This is a genomic window from Acrocarpospora corrugata, assembly GCF_009687845.1.
Classification (GTDB): Bacteria; Actinomycetota; Actinomycetes; order Streptosporangiales; family Streptosporangiaceae; genus Acrocarpospora; species Acrocarpospora corrugata.
Genome location: NZ_BLAD01000065.1, coordinates 1 through 16,175, shown reverse-complemented (window position 1 = coordinate 16,175; position 16,175 = coordinate 1). Strand labels below are relative to the sequence as shown.

Genomic DNA, 16,175 nt, shown 5'->3' with positions numbered 1-16,175 from the left:
GGTACGAACGACGCTGAACTGCAACCATGCACTTTCCCGCAGCCTTCCTTCGATTTCCTACATTCCGAAAACGCCGCAAATCGGGCGTGTACGCCAAAGGACCGCCGCGTCACCCCTTCACGCCGCCGCTGGCCAGGCCCGCGATGAACTTGCGCTGCATGAACAGGAACAGCAACACGGCGGGCAGCGTCATGATCACCGCCGCCGCGTTGACCAGCCCGAACAGCTGGGTGTGCCCCTGGCTGTACTGGAGCAGCGCCGTGGCCATCGGCAACTTCTCCGGCGTGGTCACGAAGATGACCGCGAACAGCAGTTCCGAGTACGCCCCCAGGCCCGCCACCAGCCCCACGGTCAGCAGCCCCGGCCTGGCCAGCGGCAGGATGATGCGCCAGGCGATCTGCCATTCGTTGGCCCCGTCGATCCTGGCCGCCTCGTCCAGCTCCTTGGGGATGCCGACCAGGAACGTGCGCAGCAGCAGCACCGAGAACGGCGTGTTCAGCGCCACGTAGATGATGATCAGGCCGAACAGGGTGTCGATCAGGGCCAGGTTGGACCAGAGGAAGAACAGCGGCACGATGAACATCTGCACCGGCAGCGAGATCACCACGAACAGGTAGTTCTCCACGCCCCGCTTGAACGGCATGTCGAGCCGCGCCAGCGAGTACGCGCAGGCGCCCGCGCACAGGCAGGTGCCGATCACGGTGCCGCCCACCAGGACGACGCTGTTCCACATGCCCCGGCCGATGCTGCCCCGCGACCAGGCCTCCGCGTAGTTGTCGAAGTCCAGGGCCGAGGGCAGGCCCAGCGGGTTCTGGCCGAGTTCCAGGTTCGACTTGAACGAGTTGAACACCAGGATCAGCAGGGGCACCCCGGCGAACAGCGCCAGCAGGATCAGCACGAAGTAGGAGATGGGGGTCCGCCGGACCCCGCCCGACGTCCTGGCCGTCACCGCGACTCCTCATTTCTGCGGATGTAGTGGAAGATCACCAGGAACACGCCGCCGAGCAGCGAGATCGCCAGCGCCATGAACGAGGCGTAGCCGGGTTCGAGCCCGGTGAACGCGGTCCGGTTGACCAGCAGCGACACCAGGTCGCTCGATCCGGCCGGGCCGCCGCCGGTGATCGCGAAGGCGTAGTCGAAGGCCAGCAGCGAGCCGATCGAGATGATCATGATGGCGAACATCAGGGTGGCCCGGATGCCGGGCAGCGTCACGTGCCAGAACTCACGGAACGGACCGGCCCCGTCGATCCGGGCCGCCTCGAACAACGACGGATCGACACCCCCCATGGCGGCCAGAAACAGCACCACCAGGAAGCCCCAGAAGTGCCAGTTGTCGACGAACGCGACGCTGTAGAGCGACAGGTTCGAGTCGCCGAAGAAGTAGACGTCGTTGAGCCAGGTGATGCCCATCTTGTCGAGCTGGGCGGCGATCCCGGTGGCCGGGTCGAGCAGGCTCTTCCAGATCTGCGCGTTGACGACGCTGGCGATCACGTACGGGATGAAGAAGACCACCCGGAACAGGGAGGCGCCGCGGCGGACGCGCGACAGCATGAACGCCCCGACCAGGCCCATGGCCATCGGCACGGTCAGGAACAGCACCAGCCAGATGAAGTTGTGGCCGAGCGCGTTCCAGAAGGTCGGGTCCCCGAGCAGGCGTTTGGCGTTCTCCAGGCCGGTGAAGTTGGGGGCGGAGAAACCGTCCCAGTCGGTCCAGGCGTAGTAGAGGCTGCTCACCGCAGGGCCGGCGATGACCAGCAGGTTGATGGCCAGCGCGGGGGTGGAGAAGGCGAGGGCCACCAGTCGGCGCTTGCGCCGCCGCCGGCGGCCTTCGTCCGAGAGAGTCGTCGTGGTCACTCGCGACCACCCGCGTCGGTTTCGAACAGCGGCTTGTCCGTGGGGCAGGCGGTCAGCCCGTTGGCCGGCCGTGTTTTCCGTGGGGACCGATGGATCATCGCCGGCTCCCTTCTGCTTGTAGCATTTCAGCTGTGTTGCGCCATATTTACCTTTGCTCCCGTTAGGTACGGGAAAGGCGCACAAACGGTTACGGTGCCGTATCAACAGCGTGTACTTTGTTGGAGCAACGTACGAAATCCGCACCCGCCAGGGCCATGCAGTATCCCGCTGGCATCATTCGATTTTTTACACGGCGCCCGGTGCCACCGGCCGTTGGAATACTGGGCGCATGATTGACGATGAGGTGGCGGCTCGGCTGCGGGAGATCTGTCTGGCGCTGCCGGAGGCGGTTGAGAAACCGTTCGGGGGGCACAGCGCGCCCTCGTTCCGCGTCAGGGAGAAACTGTTCCTGATGACCGGCGAAGACGGGCTGACCATGACGTTCAAGGCCGGACCCGGCGCGCAGGAGGCCCTGGTGGGGTCCGATCCTGAGCGCTTCTTCGTGCCGCGGTATGTGGGCACGAAGGGCTGGGTCGGTGTCCGGCTCGACGTCGAGATGGACTGGGACGAGATCGACGAGCTGATCAGAGACAGCTACCGGCTGATCGCGCCCAAACGGCTGGCCGCCCTCGTGGACCGGGAGCCGTAGCCGCTCACGGACCGACGTTTTTCCTTCCAGAGCGTAACCTCGCACACGTTCTTCACGATGCGCTCACCCGCCGGACATTCCCTCCTCCGATGGTCACAGTAGGTCGGCCCACCCTTCACCCGTCGTTCCCCCTTTGGTAGCGGACCACTGGATATTGTCCCAGCGGCTGGAGGCCAGCGACCGCAGGGGGAACCGCCCGTGAGCATCACCAGCACCGCCCTCGTGGCTCTGCCCACCAGGGTCGGCGGTCTGGTCCGCACCGCGAGGCCCCGCCAGTGGGTGAAGAATGTGCTGGTAGCCGCCGCGCCGCTGGCCGCCGCACGGGCCGACGGCGCCACTCTGGCCGCCACAGGGGTGGCCTTCGTCGCGTTCAGCTGCGCCGCCTCCGCTGTGTACTTCCTCAACGACGTGCTCGACGCGAGCGAGGACCGAGCCCACCCGGACAAACGCCTGCGCCCGGTCGCCGCCGGAATCGTGCCGGAGCGCGCGGCGCTGGCAGCCGCGGCGGCGCTCGCGGTGACCGCGCTGGCGCTCAGCCTGGCCTGGCAGCCGGCGGGCGCCGTGGTACTGGCCGGATATCTGCTGGTCAACGCGTGTTACTGCCGGTGGCTGAAGCATGTGCTCATCGTCGACATGGCGGTGGTGTCGTCCGGTTTCCTGCTCAGGGCCGCGTACGGCGGAGCGATGGCCGCGGTCCCGCTGACCCGCTGGTTCCTGATCGTGATCGGCGCGGCGGCGCTGTTCGCGGTGGCCGGCAAGCGCTTCTCCGAGCTGGCCCGGCTGCACGCGGACGGGCTGACCCCCCGGCCGCCGCTCGACCAGTATTCGATGAGTTACCTCCGCTTCGTCTGGCAGGCGGCGGGAACTGTCGCGATGACCGTCTACTGCCTGTGGGCGTTCCCCGCGCACAGTCTCACGATCATCCCGTTCGGCCTGGCTTTCCTGCGGTATGCCTGGCACATCGACCGGGCCGAGGCGGGCGCGCCGGAGAGCGTCGTGTTCGGGGATCGCTGGCTGCTGGCGGTCAGCGGTGCGTGGGTGGCGCTGTTCCTGGCCCCGAATGTCTGACGCGCTGCTCGCCGGCTGGGGGCGCACCTCCCCTTCGCGGGCTCGGGTGCTCCGGCCGGGTTCGGTGGCCGAGCTCGCGGCAGCCGTACAGGCGGCGGGCGGGCGGGGTGTGATCGCGCGCGGGCTCGGCCGCAGTTACGGCGATCCGGCGCAGAACGGCGGCGGGGTCGTGGTCGATCTGACCCGGTTGCGGAAGTTCGAACTGACCGGTGAGCGGATCGTCGCCGAGGGAGGCGCCAGTCTGGGCGAGCTGATCCGCGCGCTGGTGCCGCGCGGGCGGTTCCTCCCGGTCGTCCCCGGCACCCGGCATGTCACGGTCGGCGGCGCGGTGGCAGCCGACGTGCACGGCAAGAACCATCCGGCCGACGGCTCGTTCGCGGCGCACGTCGAGGAGTTCGACCTGCTCACCGCCGACGGCTCGGTCCGCACGGTACGGCCGGGCGACCAGGCCTTCCACGCCACCACCGGCGGCATGGGCCTGACCGGCGTGGTGACCCGCGCGGTCCTGCGCCCGATTCCGATCCCCTCGCCGCTGCTCCGGGTCGAGACCCGCCGCTGCCGCGACCTGGACGACGTCCTGACCCGCCTGTCCGGCAGCACGGCCCGATACGCGGTGGCCTGGCTCGACTGCCTGTCCGAACGCGGCCGCGGCATCGTCGACGAGGCCACCCACACCGAGGGCCCCGCCGCCACGGCGGCACTCAAAGGACCACTACTCAGCGTCCCGCCGCATATCCCCGGCGGATTGCTGAACCGCCACACGGCCACCCTTTTCAACCACCTCTGGTACTGCAAAGCCCCCCGAACGAGCGTGCGCTCAATGCCACTCGGCGCCTACTTCCATCCCTTGGACCGAATTCGCGACTGGAATCGGATCTACGGGCCACCCGGATTCGTGCAGTACCAGTTCGCAGTGCCGTACGGCGAAGGTCTGAAAAATGTGGTCCGCCGGATCGGCCGATCCGGTGTGCCGTCGTTCCTGGCGGTGCTCAAACGGCTGGGACCCGCGGGGGAGGGGCTGCTGTCGTTCCCGATCGAGGGCTGGACGCTCGCCCTCGACTTCCCGGCCACCGCGCCCGGGCTGCCCGAACTGCTGGACGCCTGCGACCAGGCCGTGATCGACGCCGGCGGGCGGGTCTACCTGGCCAAGGACGCCCGGCTCGCACCCGAGTCGCTGCCCGTGATGTATCCGGGTCTGGCACGGTTCCGCGAGATACGCGCCCAACTGGATCCCGCCGGGGTGTTCCAGTCCGACCTGGCCAGGAGGCTGCGCCTGTGAACAACGCTTTCCGCGATCCGCAGTCGCTGCTGATCGTCGGCGGCACGTCCGACATCGCGCTGGCCACGGCCCGGCTGCTGGTCCGGCGGCGGGCCCGCCGGGTGGTGCTCGCCGCCCGCCCGTCGGAGGCGCTGACCAGGGCGGCCGACGGACTGCGCGGCCTGGGCGCGGCCGTGGAGACCGTGGCCTTCGAGGCGACGGCGGTGGGCGATCACGAGAAGACGTTCGGCGAGGTGTTCGCCGAAGGCGACATCGACGTCGTGCTCGTGGCATGCGGGGTGCTCGGCACGAACGCCCTCGACCCGGTGAAAGCCGCCGAGATCGCCTCCGTCACCTACGTCGGGGCCATGTCGGCCACGCTGGCCTGCGCCAACGCGCTCCGCGAACAGGGCCACGGCACGCTCGTCGTGCTCTCCTCCGTCGCCGCGGAACGCCCCCGCCGCGCCAATTTCGTGTACGCCTCGGCAAAGGCCGGCCTGGACTCGTTCGCCCAAGGACTTTCCGACGTGCTGCACGGCTCCGGGGTCCAGGTCCTGGTGGTGCGCCCCGGATTCGTACACACCAAGATGACGAAGGGCCTGCCCCCCGCACCCTTCGCCTCCACCCCCGACGCGGTCGCCGTCGCGATCCACGCCGGATTGCGGTCCCAGGCGGGAACGATCTGGGTTCCAGGCGTACTGCGCCTGGTCATGGCGGTGCTCCGGCGACTGCCGCGAGCGATCTTCCGCAGGCTCCCCGGTTGATCGCCATCCGGGCCGCACGGACAGCCCTTCCCCGGCTGACCGGAGGCGATCGGGACGTCGTGGCCGTCACGGCGATCACGATCGCGGCCATGGGGATCTACACCCTGCTCGGGCTGGTACGGCACACCCTGTTCCGGACGACGAGCCTCGATCTCACGCTTTTCGATCAGGCGGTCCGGGGCATGGCCGGGTTCGGCGCGCCGACCAGTCCGCTCCGCGGCATGAATCTCGGCCAGGGGATGGACTTCAACCAGCTCAGCGAGCACTTCTCGCCGATCCTGGCGCTGCTCGCCCCGCTCTACTGGGTGCACGACGGCCCCGAGACGCTGATCGTCGCGCAGGCCGCGCTGTTCGCGCTGGCGATCGTGCCGATCTGGCGGTACACCCGGCGCGTGCTCGGCTCGACTCCCGCCTACCTGGTGGCCATCGCGTACGCACTGTCGTGGCCGGTCGCGCGAGCGGTGAACTTCGACTTCCACGAGGTGGCGTTCGCGCCGGTGCTGATCTCGCTGATGATCGAGCGGTTCCACGCGGGACGGCACGGGCACGTCGCGCTGGCCGTCCTCGGGCTGGCGCTGGTCAAAGAGGACATGGGCCTCATGGTCCTGGGTTTCGGCGTGTTCGCCCTGATCAAGGGCCGGCGCTTCGACGGACTCATGTACGCCGGATTCGGGCTCGCCTACACGTTGCTCGCGCTCGGCGTGTTCATCCCCGCCCTCGGCGGAGATTCCCACATGTACTGGGCGTACGACCATCTCGGCGCCGACATTCCGGCGGTGGCCGGGAAGGTGATCACGGACCCGCTCGGCACGCTGGACCTCCTCGTCAGCCCCATGGCGAAGATCGACACACTGGTGTTCCTGCTCTGGCCCGCGTTGCTGAGCTGCCTGTTCTCGCCGATCATCCTGCTGGCGGCGCCGCCGTACCTGGAACGCATGCTGTCGGACCGGCCGATCTGGTGGAACACCGAATTCCACCACAGCGCGTTCATCGTGGCCGTGGTGATCTGCGCCGGGGTGGACGGCGCGGCGCGGCTCATCCGGTGGACCGGGCGCGACGGGCTCGGCCTCGCCTGGGCGGCCGGGGCCTGCGCCGTCGCGCTGTCGCTGGTGCCGAGGTTCCCGTTCGACCAGCTCATCCGGCCCGAGTTCTACCAGTCACAGCCCGACGTGGCGGCGGCGGAGGCGGCCGTGCGCGTCATACCCGACGGGGTCGTGGTGGAAGCGATCAACCACGTCGGCCCGCACCTGTCCGGCCGCGACACCGTCCTGCTGTGGGAGGACCGCCCCGCTGTCGCGCCATGGATCATCGCCGACGTGGCCCGGATCTCCTACCCCTGGGGATCACCCGACCGCCAGCGCGAACGGGTGGAAGAACTCAAACGCGACGGCTACCAGGTCCTCTTCGACCAGGAGGGCTACGTCGTCCTGCACCGCCCGTGATTCCGGTGTCAGGGCATCGGGATCGAGTTGCACAGCAGGCTGATCGTGACCACCTGGGCATGGTGTTCTCGCTGCGGAACTGTCCCATGATCCTGGTGGGGGCCCGTCCGATGCCGCCCACGATGCCCTCATCCTGCGGGTTCCAGTTCACTATCGTGGCGAGGTACCCCGGCGGGCATTCCATGATCACGACCTTGGTTTCGCCCGGCTGCAGGATTTCTTCCCTGAGGATGTTGAAGGGAATATCCGCGGTGCGCGTGTTCTCGCAGGACCAGCTGAGTTCGCCGAGAAGCTGTTTGCGCTCCTCCGAGTTCTCGATCCGCAGGTACACCCTCGTGTGGTCGGCCGACCAGTCAGCCTTTTTGATGGGGAGGCCATGCGACGCATTTGACCAGAACCGGCATCCCACGACTGTGGGTTCCTCGGCGGGGGAGCCCCCTCAACTGAGGGGGGTGCGGAAAGCCCTGAAGGCCGGTTCCGGGAGCAACCGGCCTTCAGGGGCGTGGGATCAGCCGGTGCCGGCCACCCAACCGATCTGGATGGGGCGGATGGGGAAACCGCAGCTCGGTGGGATTTCTCCGGTGTGGTGGGCCATCCGGCTGCGGGTGTCGGGGCCGGCCCAGCCGTCGACGCTGATGCCGAGGTGGCGCTGGACCGCCCGGACCGCGCCAGTGGTTGCCGCATCGTAGGAGTTGTTGACCGTCAGGGCCGGGAAGAGCGGGCGTACCAGGCCAGAAGGCCCGTAGCACTGGTTGAGGGTCCGCTGGAAGCGGCCGACCATGCCGTTGCTGTTGCCGGGCTTCAGTTCGCACTGGGTGCCGCCGTCGGGCGCGAACTCGTAGTACACGTACCTGTTGTCGGTGGTCACGACCACGCCGTAGCGCGTGCAGGTGGGGTAGGCGGCCGCCGCGGGGGTGGCCAGTGCGGTGAGGCCACCGGCCACGGCGGCCAGAACGAGGGCGGTGCTGAGGTAACGCCTCAAGGAATGGTTCCTTTCGCTGGGGTGGGCGGGTCAGCAGCCGCCGATGCGGCGGAAGTGGAAGTTCTCCCAGGTTCCGACCGAGGTGGAGCGGGCGCGGAGCATGTCCCAGTTGTCGCCGGTGAAGCCCTCCTCGTTGGCGACGTAGCGGCTGGCCGAGTTGGACCGGAACCACTCCCAGGAGTCGTCGCTGCGCGGGCCCGGTCTGCCGCTCGGCCAGGAGAACATGGTGTTGACCGAGGAGTTGCTGGTGGCGGAGGCGCGGAGCACGCCCGAGTTGCCGCCGACCGTCCCGACCGTCACGTACTTACCGTTGAGTGCCTGGATCGACGTGCTCCAGGCGCCGGATGTGCCGTGCTCGTAAATGCGGAACTTCTCCCAGTTGCCGACACCGGTGGAGATCGCCCGGATCATGCCCGGATAGGAGGGGTGATCCTCATCCGTCTGCACGTAGTAGCCGTTCGCCGCCTGGATCGTGTAGGTGCCCTTGCAGAACGCCGCGTGCGCCGGCGTGCTCGCCACTCCCACCGTCGCGACCGCTGCTACGGCCAGCGCGATGCCCGCCAGCGTCTTCTTGCCGAGACTCATTACATCTCCCTTGTTGGGTTTCGCCATGCGGCAAGAGGTACCCGAGCTGGGCTATATGCGGCCTATATCCGCTGCTCAGCTCCCGTTTCCGGCTATTCGGCCCAGCTGTGTTTCGGGCATACTTGGCCTGTTCCCGAATTGTGTCCGTGAGTCAAAGGCCGCGAATTTGTGCGGACGAGGGCATTGGAATTCGGTCAGCACACCTCCATATCCGGCGGCGGGGGTTGGGGAGAGCGTTGGATTTTCAGGTGCTCGGGTCGCTACAGGTGCTTAGGGAAGGGCAGGTTGTCGCATTAGGCAACGCGCCCAAGGTCAAACTGGTGCTGGCGCTGCTGCTGTCGCAGGCGGGCCAGGAAGTGTCGGCCGACTGGCTGGTCGAGGCGGTCTGGGGCGACCGCGCGCCGGCCTCGGCCCGGCAGAACCTCTATCTGTACGTGCACCGCCTGCGCCGGGCACTGGGCCCCGAGCTGATCCACCGGTCCGGCACCGGCTACCGGGTCCGGCCCGAGGACAAGCTCGATGTCGTACGGTTCCGAAGTCTCCTCGCGGAAGGCCGGGACGCGCTGGCGGCGGACGACATCCCCGGCGCCGGACGCACCCTGCGGCAGTCCCTCGATCTGTGGCGCGGCTCGGCGTACGAGGAGTTCGGGGACTGCTTGCCGCTGGCGGAGGAATCCGAGCACCTGGCGCGGCTGCGCCTCAGCGCGTACGAGCACTGGGCTGACGCGGAGCTGCGGCTGGGGCGGGCGGCGGAACTCGCCGGTGAACTGACCGGTCTGGTGCGTACCCACCCGTTCCGCGAGAAACTCGTCGGGCAGTGCATGCTCGCGCTGTACCGCAGCGGCAGGCAGGCCGAGGCGCTGGAGATGTACCGCGAGGTCATGGCCAGCTTCGTCGACCAGCTGGGCATCGAGCCAGGACTGGACCTGCGGCAGTTGCACGAGTCCATGCTGCGGGCCGAACCGAGCTTGCTTGTGCGTCCGAGCGCGAATGTGGCAGGGCGGGTGGTGCGGGCCGGGAGCCCGTACCAGGGGCTGGCCGCTTTTCAGCAGGAGGACGCCGCGCTGTTCTTCGGGCGGGACACGGTGCTCAATCGCCTGGCCGAGCTGACCGCGCAGCGGTCGATGATCGCGGTGGTGGGCGCGTCAGGGTCGGGGAAATCGTCGCTGCTCCGCGCGGGGCTGCTCGGCTCGGCCGTGCCGGCGGGGGCGCTGATCACGCCGACCGCGCATCCGCTCCAGTCCCTCGCCAAGATCACGGGCCAGCCGGGTGTGACCGTCGTCGACCAGTTCGAGGAGGTTTTCACGCTCTGCTCGGACGAGGCCGAACGGCGGGAATTCGTCGAGGCCCTGATCGAGGCGAGCCGCGAACCCGAGGCCGTCGTGGTGCTCGGAATCCGCGCCGACATGCTCGGCCGGGTCAGCCGATACAGCGAGCTGGTCGAGGCGATCGCCGGCGAGGGCACGCTGCTGCTCGGCCCGCCGTCCAGCTACGAACTCACGGAAATGGTGACCCGACCGGCGGCGGCGGTGGGGCTCGTCGTGGAACCCGGGTTGCTGGCCGCCGCGCTGACCGACACCGGCTCGGAACCGGGCGCCCTGCCGCTGCTGTCGCACGCGCTGCGCGAGACCTGGCGGCGCAGCGCCGACGGGGAGCTGACGCTGGCCGGCTACCGGGCCATCGGCGGGGTACGCGGGGCGATCGCCCAGTCGGCCGAGCAGCTCTACCACGGCCTCACCGAGCCGGAACGGCGTACCGTCCGGCGGATCTTCCTGCGGCTGACCGCGCTCGGCGACGGCGGGGAGGACTCACGGCGACCGGTCGCCCGCGCCGAACTGGACGGTATCGGCGACACCGGCGTGGTCGAGCGGGTGCTGGACCGGCTGGCCGCCGCGCGGCTGGTCGTCCTGGACACGCGGACCGTCGAGGTGGCGCACGAGGTGCTGATCCGGTCCTGGCCCCGGCTGCACGGCTGGCTGACCGCCGACCGCGCCGACCTGGTCGTGCACCACCGGCTCACCCAGGCCGCGCAGCACTGGCTGGCCCTGCAGCGCGACGCCGGCGCGCTCTACCGGGACGCGCCGCTGCAGACCACGCTGAGCTGGGCGAACGAGCACCCCAACGAGCTCAACCGGCTGGAGCGGCAGTTCCTGCTGGCCGGCGAGGCCCGGCAGCGCGCCGAGCGGACCGTCGAGCGCCACCGGATCCGGCAACTGCGGCGGATGCTCGCCGCGCTGACCGTCCTGGTGCTCCTGGCGGCGAGCGTAACCGTCATCGCGCTGGACCAGAGCCGGGCGGCGGAACTGGCCAGGTCGGTCGCGCAGGCCCGGCAGCTCGCGCTGACCGCCCAGTCCATGGTCGGCACCGACCCCGACCTGGCCGGCCTGCTGGCGGTCGCCGCCTATCAGAAGAGCCCCGACCCGCAGACCTTCAGCGCGCTGGTCAGCACGGCCGCCTCCGCGCGATGGCACCAGGTGCTCAAACCCGACGCACGGCAGGTCTTCGCGATGCGGTTCAGCCCGGCCGGAGACCTCCTCGTCACCGGCGACGACCAGGGCTTCGTGTCGCTGTGGCAGGCGGACACCGGCAAACTGCTGGCCCAGTACGGCGAGCACCGGCAACTGGAGCCCTCGAACCTGCCGCCCACCGTGCTGCAGGCCGCGTTCGACGCCGGCGGCCGGACGCTGGCAACGCTTGCGGTGGGCATGAGCGCCACCAGCACCCTGATCGTCCGGGACATGCCGGGCGGCGCCGTACGGGTCCAGCGCGAGGTCGGCCAGCGGGCGCGGACCATGGCGCTGTCCTCGGACGGCACCAAGGTCGCGGTCGGCGACAGCGAAGGCACGGTCCGGCTGGTCGACCTTCGCGGCGGTCCGGACCTGACCTTCCGGCACGGCGGCGGGCGGGTCGCCGCGGTGGCCTTCAGCCCGGACGGCGCGCACCTGTTCGCCGCCATCCGGGGCACCGGCGTCGTCTCCTGGGACCTCGGCACCAAGTCCCGCCGGTTGGCGATCGACGACGACCAGGTCGGCGCCGCCGCCTTCGACGACACCGGCCGCTTGCTGGTGGTCGTCAGGCGCCACGACGTCGAGCTCTGGTCGGTGTCGGGAGATCGGGTGCGCAGGGCCAAGGCGTTGCCGTACCAGGAGCCTTGGGCCTGGTCGATGTCCACGCTGGCCGCCGGTCGGCTCGCGGTCGCGGACGAGAACGGGCTGATCACGATCTGGGACACCGAGCGGGGCATGCCGTTGGAGACCTACCAGGATCGCCGCCGCGCTGAGGCGCTCGTCGTGGCGCTCAGCCCTGACGGCCGTACCCTGGCCTCGTCGGGGCTGAACGGGCCGATCGTCGTACGGGATCTGGGTGACGCCTTCGCTGGGCATACTGGGCGGGTCAACGATCTGGACGTCTCGCCCGACAGGCGTACCGTCGCCACCGCGAGCGGCGATGGGTCAGTCCGGCTCTGGGACATCGGCGGCAGGCTGATCCGCCTGTTCGACGGGCACGCGGACTCGGTTGAGGCGGTCGCCTTCAGCCCCGACGGGCGGTCGCTCGCGGCGGTGACCCGCGACCACGAGGTCACCGTGTGGGATCTGGCCGACGGTGGCCGGGACGCGCTGATCCGCTACGACGCGCTGGGTTCCTCCACGGACGTCGCCATCCGGCCAGGTTCGCCGAACGATGTGGTGACCGCGGCCCTCGGCCGGTTCCGGATGGACCTGGGGAAACCGGGCAAGCCGACCGCTGGCGTGTTCGGCGGCGAGATCCAGCTCGCCACCTCGCTGGATTTCAGCCCGGACGGCCGCTTCCTGTACTCCGCCAGCGCCGACGACGTGGTCATCCGCCACGACATGCGCACCGGCGAGGACGAGCGGCTGCTGCGAACCGGGCAGGGCGGCCTCACCGACATCGCGGTCAGTTCGGACGGCAGGACGATCGCGACCGCGGGCGGCACCACCGTGCGGCTGTGGGACGCGGCCACGGGCGCCCACCGCGCGACCTTCACCGGCCACACCGCGCCGGTTCTCAGCGTGGCCTTCAGCCCTGACGACCGCACCGTCGCGGCCGGCGGCGAAAGCAAGACGATCATCGTGTGGGACGCCCGTTCCACCCGGGAGATCGTCACGTTGACCGGCCACGACACCCGGGTCCAGGCGCTGGCCTTCGCCTCCCCGGACACGCTGCTCTCGGGCGCGAACGAGAACCGGGTGCTGACCTGGCGACTCGACGCGGCGACCGCCGTCGACCGCATCTGCGCGAGCACGCCCAGACGGCTCACCGCCGAGGAGATCCGCCGCTATTCGGCCACGGAAGTCTGCTGAGAACTCAATCCCTGGTATCGGGTGAAAGGGGGTGACCAGCCCTAAGGGACGGAGCTCAAGCTTGATCATCCATACCCCGGATGACGCGGAGGTGATCGATCGTGCCCGGCGTGATCCCGCCGCCTTCTCCGTGCTGTTCGACCGGCACGCCCCCGCGCTCCACCGGTACGTGACTCGCCGACTGGGCGACTCGCCGGCTGACGACGTCGTGGCCGAGACGTTCCTGGCGGCTTTCCGTCGGCTCAGGCACTACGACACCGCCCACCGCGATGCCCCCCCGTGGCTGTACGGCATCGCCGCCAACCTCATCGGCAAACACCGCCGTGCCGAGGTCAGGGCGTACCTGGCGCTGGCCAGAACGGGGACGGACGAGGTGGCGGGAAGCTACGCCGACCGGGTGGAGGCCCGGGTGTCGGCCTCGGCGGTGCATCGGGAACTGGCGGAGGCGCTCGCGGTGCTGTCGCCCGAGGACCGCGAGGTACTGCTGATGATCGCCTGGGCCGACTTCTGTTACGCGGAGGTGGCGCAGGCGCTCGGCATCCCCGTCGGCACGGTGCGTTCCCGCCTGCACCGAGCCCGGCGGAAGACCCGTGCGGCCCTGGGTGGAGCCGACCCGTCCGCCATACAAGAGGAGGAGTCATGGTCAAGCAACCAAGCGATGCGACGGCCCTCGTCGAGGAGTACTGGACCCGCTATGACGGTACACACCAGGCTATGCGCCGTGGGCAGGGGGCGATGGAGCAGCACGAGTACGTGCCGGACCCGGACGACGACGACCTGACCCGCGCGAGTTCACGGCCAAGCTGGCCGAACTGCCCACCGACCGGACCGGCTGCTGGCGCACGTCAAGGACGATCGGTTCTGGGCGAACAAGTCGGAGGAAGAGGCGGGCCGAGAGGAGCATCCGGATGCGCGGGCCTTCCGGGTGCTGTCGTTTACCTATATCAGGAGGTTCCTGTGCCGCCCAGGCTGCGGGGGGCGATCTTCCGGGCCCTCGCCGAGATCCCGGGTGTACGGGTGGACTCTGGCGTACGTGATGCGGCGGGCAGGGCAGGCATTGGCGTCGCCCACGAGGGGGGCGCTTCGGACGCCGGCCTTCGGCGTGACGCGGACGGCCAGGTGACGTCCAGGTCCTATCTTGTGTTCGACGCCACGACTTACGAGTTCCTTGGTAGGAGAGTGGACTATTTGCGGGACTACGTCTTCAACGGCCGAATCGGCACCCCTGCGGGGAGCTTTTTCGCCAGTGCCGTAGTCGCGGCGGGCGTCGTGGACAAGCCAGGCGAGATTCCCGAGTAGCCCGGTCAGTCGACCATGAATGAGCCGGTGGCCGCAGGCACCGAGTAACTGCGTACATCGTGGACAAGGTCACAAAATATCGGCGTCCTCTCAACCCTCCGGGCTGGAAGTGCATCGAGTTCGCGTGGGTGTCGAGCGCGAACTCTCCACCGGGACGCAGGTCGACGATCACGGACTCAGGCGGCACGGTGGCGTGTGAACCGCCCCAGAACGCCGCGATGTTTGCCGGCGAGGTGAAGGCGGCCCAGACGCGTTCGGGTTCCGCCGCGAGGTGGCGCTCAGCGATCAGTTCGTCGTCGCGGAGCTCTGCGCCGGCGGTCAACGGACCGCTCGGTCGTCGGTGATGTGCTGCTCAAGGGCGTCGAGCCGGTCGGCCCAGACGCGGCGCTGGTCGGCGATCCACGTGCCGAGCAGCGAAAGCTGATCGACCTTCAGCTGGCAGGGGCGCCTGGTGCCCTCGCGCCGCTGCTCGACCAGGCCGCATCGCCGCAGGACACCAATGTGGTGAGAGATCGCCTGTGGGGTCAGGTCGAACGGTTCGGCGAGTTCTCCCACCGTGGCGTCACCCCGCGCGAGACGACTCACCAAGGCGCGACGGACGGGGTCGCCAAGAGCGGCGAAGGCTGAATCGAGGTCTGGCCCGAAGGCCACGGGCGGAGGAGACATGGGTGCACCCTAATGCAAATAGGTGTTTGTGCAAACCATCGTTTGCGAATGTGCGCCTACGGGAGCGTACATCCTCGTATTGCCAGGCAAGTAGCTGCTTGCCTGTTGTCTCCGCATGGGCGATGTCTTCAAGGCCCTCGCAAGGCACCTTCGTCAACCCGCAGCAGCGCCACGATCGCCGACACCGGACCGGCTCACTCGGTCGGGTCAGGCCGAGTGGCTCTGTTATGGTACGGCGATGGAGCTCACCGCCGAGGCGTTCGTGGCCCGGCTGGGCGCGCTGGCGACACCGGTGCGGATGGGCGACATCTTCGCGCTGGCCCGCGAGTTCACCGACCTGCCGATCGACGGGATCGACCGCCTCCTGCGCAGCCCCGAGCATCATCAGCGGGTCGGCGCGCTCAGCATCATGGGGAAGCAGTTCACCCACCGGGCGACCACCGAGGCCCGCAGGACCGAGCTGTTCGAGCTCTACCTGCGGCGTACCGACTACATCAACACCTGGGACCTGGTCGACCTGAGCGGCCACCACGTCGTCGGTGGCTACCTGTTCGACAAGTCGCGCGACGTCCTCTACAAGCTCGCTCGCTCGGGCGACTGGTGGGAGCGGCGGCTGGCCATCTTCGCGACGCTGCACTTCGTCCGCAAGGGACAGGCGGACGACACGTTCGCCATCGCGGACCTTCTCATCAATGACGACGAGGATTACGTGAACAAGGCGGTCGGCGGACTGCTGCGCGAGGCCGGCAAGGTTGACCGGTCGCGGCTGATCGCGTTTCTCGACCGCCACGCCGCGACCGCTCCCCGGGTCACGCTGCGCGCCGCGATCGAGCACCTCGACCCCCCGCTGCGCCAGCATTATCTCGGCCTCGCCCGCACCCACTGAAATCTTCTGCAGTGAACGATTGTCCGGTCGGTCGGCCGTTTCATCGACGACTGCTGAGTCGGCGCTGCTTCTGGGCCACGATGGTCCGGGCGAAGTGGGCCTCGGAGGTGTGCACGGCCCCAGGGCGGCTTCGGCGATGGGTGCAGTTCCTCTTGAGTGAGCATGTTCACGCTGCCAGCCGTAGATCGTTTTGGTGGCGCTGGTAGCGGCTCTGATGGACGCGATCGTGTTCTTGCTGCAGGTGGAAGGCGTAGTACTCGTCGAAGTCCCTGCAGCCGATCAGGGCGCGGAGCAGCAGGATGGCCTCTGCGCCGTCCAAGCCCCAGCGGGCGCCGGTGAGATCCATTCGGTCCTTGACCAG

At 69.0% G+C, this 16,175-nt stretch carries 15 protein-coding genes and 1 pseudogene; 9 read left to right on the top strand and 7 right to left on the bottom strand.

The features are described from left to right. Nucleotides 1-109: 109 nt before the first annotated feature. The gene (locus Acor_RS25685) at nt 110-949 is read right to left on the bottom strand and encodes a carbohydrate ABC transporter permease (protein ID WP_155339307.1); all 840 of its coding nucleotides are present in this window, start codon (nt 947-949) and stop codon (nt 110-112) included. Further along, nucleotides 946-1,854, bottom strand: coding sequence for a carbohydrate ABC transporter permease (locus Acor_RS25680; RefSeq protein WP_218034483.1), 909 nt, complete (start codon nt 1,852-1,854; stop codon nt 946-948). The genes Acor_RS25685 and Acor_RS25680 overlap by 4 nt, the downstream gene beginning before the upstream one ends. Nucleotides 1,855-2,182: 328 nt before the next feature. Between Acor_RS25680 and Acor_RS25675 the strand changes: the two genes are divergently transcribed. From Acor_RS25675 to Acor_RS25655, 5 genes are all read left to right on the top strand, one after another. After that, nucleotides 2,183-2,542 carry an MmcQ/YjbR family DNA-binding protein gene (locus Acor_RS25675; RefSeq protein WP_155339306.1) on the top strand — a complete coding sequence of 120 codons (360 nt, stop codon included), beginning with the start codon at nt 2,183-2,185 and terminating at the stop codon, nt 2,540-2,542. A gap of 198 nt (nt 2,543-2,740) precedes the next feature. Further along, nucleotides 2,741-3,610: a decaprenyl-phosphate phosphoribosyltransferase gene (locus tag Acor_RS25670; protein WP_218034482.1), complete on the top strand. Its 870-nt coding sequence runs from the start codon at nt 2,741-2,743 to the stop codon at nt 3,608-3,610. Beyond that, on the top strand, nt 3,603-4,889 hold the full coding sequence (locus tag Acor_RS25665) for an FAD-binding oxidoreductase (protein ID WP_155339304.1): 1,287 nt from the start codon (nt 3,603-3,605) through the stop codon (nt 4,887-4,889). The genes Acor_RS25670 and Acor_RS25665 overlap by 8 nt, the downstream gene beginning before the upstream one ends. Further along, entirely contained in the window at nt 4,886-5,632 is a 747-nt protein-coding gene (locus Acor_RS25660) for a decaprenylphospho-beta-D-erythro-pentofuranosid-2-ulose 2-reductase (protein WP_155339303.1), read from the top strand. The genes Acor_RS25665 and Acor_RS25660 overlap by 4 nt, the downstream gene beginning before the upstream one ends. After that, nucleotides 5,629-7,074, top strand: a complete 1,446-nt coding sequence (locus tag Acor_RS25655; RefSeq protein ID WP_246239107.1) for a DUF2079 domain-containing protein — start codon at nt 5,629-5,631, stop codon at nt 7,072-7,074. Before Acor_RS25660 ends, Acor_RS25655 begins: the two co-directional genes overlap by 4 nt. 508 nt (nt 7,075-7,582) lie before the next feature. Here the strand turns inward: Acor_RS25655 and Acor_RS43430 are convergent. Further along, on the bottom strand, nt 7,583-8,056 hold the full coding sequence (locus Acor_RS43430; RefSeq protein ID WP_218034481.1) for a peptidoglycan-binding domain-containing protein: 474 nt from the start codon (nt 8,054-8,056) through the stop codon (nt 7,583-7,585). 30 nt (nt 8,057-8,086) lie between these two features. Then, the gene (locus Acor_RS25645; RefSeq protein WP_170317078.1) at nt 8,087-8,641 is read right to left on the bottom strand and encodes a fascin domain-containing protein; all 555 of its coding nucleotides are present in this window, start codon (nt 8,639-8,641) and stop codon (nt 8,087-8,089) included. Between the two features lie 236 nt (nt 8,642-8,877). Here Acor_RS25645 and Acor_RS25640 point away from each other — a divergent pair, with 236 nt between their 5' ends. The 3 genes from Acor_RS25640 to Acor_RS42355 all read left to right on the top strand — a co-directional run bounded on the left by Acor_RS25640 (nt 8,878) and on the right by Acor_RS42355 (nt 14,262). After that, nucleotides 8,878-12,963 carry an nSTAND1 domain-containing NTPase gene (locus Acor_RS25640; RefSeq protein ID WP_170317077.1) on the top strand — a complete coding sequence of 1,362 codons (4,086 nt, stop codon included), beginning with the start codon at nt 8,878-8,880 and terminating at the stop codon, nt 12,961-12,963. Nucleotides 12,964-13,024: 61 nt separating this feature from the next. Continuing rightward, a complete protein-coding gene (locus tag Acor_RS25635) occupies nt 13,025-13,744 on the top strand; it encodes an RNA polymerase sigma factor (protein WP_155339300.1) in 720 nt (239 codons plus the stop codon). 176 nt (nt 13,745-13,920) lie between these two features. Beyond that, nucleotides 13,921-14,262, top strand: coding sequence for a hypothetical protein (locus Acor_RS42355; protein WP_170317076.1), 342 nt, complete (start codon nt 13,921-13,923; stop codon nt 14,260-14,262). Here Acor_RS42355 and Acor_RS46385 read toward each other — a convergent pair. Both Acor_RS46385 and Acor_RS46380 read right to left on the bottom strand, forming a co-directional pair. Continuing rightward, nucleotides 14,168-14,584: an SRPBCC family protein gene (locus Acor_RS46385; RefSeq protein WP_218034480.1), complete on the bottom strand. Its 417-nt coding sequence runs from the start codon at nt 14,582-14,584 to the stop codon at nt 14,168-14,170. The two genes, Acor_RS42355 and Acor_RS46385, sit on opposite strands and share 95 nt — an antisense overlap. Then, nucleotides 14,581-14,928 (bottom strand): ArsR/SmtB family transcription factor, encoded by a 348-nt coding sequence (locus Acor_RS46380; protein ID WP_155339299.1) that lies wholly within the window; start codon nt 14,926-14,928, stop codon nt 14,581-14,583. Before Acor_RS46380 ends, Acor_RS46385 begins: the two co-directional genes overlap by 4 nt. Before the next feature lie 238 nt (nt 14,929-15,166). Here Acor_RS46380 and Acor_RS25620 point away from each other — a divergent pair, with 238 nt between their 5' ends. After that, nucleotides 15,167-15,814: a DNA alkylation repair protein gene (locus Acor_RS25620; RefSeq protein ID WP_155339298.1), complete on the top strand. Its 648-nt coding sequence runs from the start codon at nt 15,167-15,169 to the stop codon at nt 15,812-15,814. A gap of 166 nt (nt 15,815-15,980) precedes the next feature. Here the strand turns inward: Acor_RS25620 and Acor_RS25615 are convergent. Continuing rightward, a pseudogene (locus Acor_RS25615) lies at nt 15,981-16,175 on the bottom strand (hypothetical protein); the annotation flags it as partial.

Excerpts from the sequence above, each read along its gene's own strand:
- Acor_RS25675 (WP_155339306.1), top strand. The coding sequence starts at position 2,183 with ATGATTGACGATGAGGTGGCGGCTCGGCTGCGGGAGATCTGTCTGGCG.
- Acor_RS25665 (WP_155339304.1), top strand. The coding sequence starts at position 3,603 with ATGTCTGACGCGCTGCTCGCCGGCTGGGGGCGCACCTCCCCTTCGCGG.
- Acor_RS25645 (WP_170317078.1), bottom strand. The coding sequence starts at position 8,641 with ATGAGTCTCGGCAAGAAGACGCTGGCGGGCATCGCGCTGGCCGTAGCA.
- Acor_RS46380 (WP_155339299.1), bottom strand. The coding sequence starts at position 14,928 with ATGTCTCCTCCGCCCGTGGCCTTCGGGCCAGACCTCGATTCAGCCTTC.
- Acor_RS25620 (WP_155339298.1), top strand. The coding sequence starts at position 15,167 with ATGGAGCTCACCGCCGAGGCGTTCGTGGCCCGGCTGGGCGCGCTGGCG.